General features: G+C 51.3%; 1 rRNA gene. It reads right to left on the bottom strand.

From position 1 onward, the window contains the following. Positions 1-19: 19 nt before the first annotated feature. Positions 20-1,588 (bottom strand): 16S ribosomal RNA (locus tag FD02_RS04395). Between the last annotated feature and the right edge of the window lie 127 nt (positions 1,589-1,715).

Genomic DNA, 1,715 nt, shown 5'->3' with positions numbered 1-1,715 from the left:
TTACGCATCATTTCCTTAGAAAGGAGGTGATCCAGCCGCAGGTTCTCCTACGGCTACCTTGTTACGACTTCACCCTAATCATCTGTCCCACCTTAGACGGCTAGTCCCTCGAAAGGTTACCCCACCGGCTTCGGGTGTTACAAACTCTCATGGTGTGACGGGCGGTGTGTACAAGGCCCGGGAACGTATTCACCGCGGCATGCTGATCCGCGATTACTAGCGATTCCGACTTCGTGTAGGCGAGTTGCAGCCTACAGTCCGAACTGAGACCGGCTTTAAGAGATTCGCTTACCCTCGCGGGTTCGCAGCTCGTTGTACCGGCCATTGTAGCACGTGTGTAGCCCAGGTCATAAGGGGCATGATGATTTGACGTCGTCCCCACCTTCCTCCGGTTTGTCACCGGCAGTCTTACTAGAGTGCCCAACTAAATGCTGGCAACTAGTCATAAGGGTTGCGCTCGTTGCGGGACTTAACCCAACATCTCACGACACGAGCTGACGACAACCATGCACCACCTGTCATTCCGTCCCCGAAGGGAACTTCTGATCTCTCAGAATAGCAGAAGATGTCAAGACCTGGTAAGGTTCTTCGCGTTGCTTCGAATTAAACCACATGCTCCACCGCTTGTGCGGGCCCCCGTCAATTCCTTTGAGTTTCAACCTTGCGGTCGTACTCCCCAGGCGGAATGCTTAATGCGTTAGCTGCGGCACTGAAGGGCGGAAACCCTCCAACACCTAGCATTCATCGTTTACGGCATGGACTACCAGGGTATCTAATCCTGTTCGCTACCCATGCTTTCGAGCCTCAGCGTCAGTTACAGACCAGACAGCCGCCTTCGCCACTGGTGTTCTTCCATATATCTACGCATTTCACCGCTACACATGGAGTTCCACTGTCCTCTTCTGCACTCAAGTCTCCCAGTTTCCGATGCACTTCCTCGGTTAAGCCGAGGGCTTTCACATCAGACTTAAGAAACCGCCTGCGCTCGCTTTACGCCCAATAAATCCGGATAACGCTTGCCACCTACGTATTACCGCGGCTGCTGGCACGTAGTTAGCCGTGGCTTTCTGGTTGGATACCGTCAACGTCTGAACAGTTACTCTCAAACGTGTTCTTCTCCAACAACAGAGTTTTACGATCCGAAAACCTTCTTCACTCACGCGGCGTTGCTCCATCAGACTTGCGTCCATTGTGGAAGATTCCCTACTGCTGCCTCCCGTAGGAGTTTGGGCCGTGTCTCAGTCCCAATGTGGCCGATCACCCTCTCAGGTCGGCTACGTATCATCGCCTTGGTAAGCCTTTACCTTACCAACTAGCTAATACGCCGCGGGTCCATCCAAAAGCGACAGCTCGAAAGCCGCCTTTCAACTTTGGACCATGTGGTCCAAAGGTTTATGCGGTATTAGCATCTGTTTCCAAATGTTATCCCCCACTTAAGGGCAGGTTACCCACGTGTTACTCACCCGTCCGCCACTCGGTAAGCGGTGAAATCAGTCCGAAGACTTCAATCACCAATACCTCGTTCGACTTGCATGTATTAGGCACGCCGCCAGCGTTCATCCTGAGCCAGGATCAAACTCTCATATCATGATGTTTGAATGACTCGATTTGTTATTGTTACTAGCGAATTGACTTCGTTATGTTTAATTCTTTCCGATCTAAATCGAAAAGCCCTATCACATTTACGAAACTTTGTTCAGTTTTCAAAGGACTAC

It is taken from the genome of Lacticaseibacillus nasuensis JCM 17158, assembly GCF_001434705.1.
GTDB classification, from domain to species: domain Bacteria; phylum Bacillota; class Bacilli; order Lactobacillales; family Lactobacillaceae; genus Lacticaseibacillus; species Lacticaseibacillus nasuensis.
Note: the sequence above shows the minus strand (reverse complement) of the source record. Positions and strands in the feature narration are given on the sequence as shown.